Origin of the sequence: Aliidiomarina celeris (assembly GCF_003316875.1) — a bacterium.
In the GTDB taxonomy this organism is placed as follows: Bacteria; Pseudomonadota; Gammaproteobacteria; order Enterobacterales; family Alteromonadaceae; genus Aliidiomarina; species Aliidiomarina celeris.
On the sequence record NZ_QMIL01000052.1, the window covers coordinates 1 to 226 of the forward strand.

1 rRNA gene is annotated in these 226 nt (G+C 41.2%); it reads left to right on the forward strand.

From position 1 onward, the window contains the following. Positions 1-136: 136 nt before the first annotated feature. Positions 137-226 (forward strand): 23S ribosomal RNA (locus DQW12_RS13420); the annotation flags it as partial.

Sequence of the window (226 nt, forward strand, 5' to 3'; positions counted from 1 at the left end):
TTGCTCTTTAATAATTTGAACAAGCTGATAAAGAAACAAACGAAGTTTGAACAAGCCAAGTATAACTCACCAGATTAACTTTGGTGGCGTATCGTTCATGTCAAAAAATAGATATGACACCCTTTGGGTGTTGTATGGTTAAGTGACTAAGCGTACACGGTGGATGCCTTGGCAGTTGGAGGCGATGAAGGACGTACTAACTTGCGATAAGCCTAGTTGAGCCAGT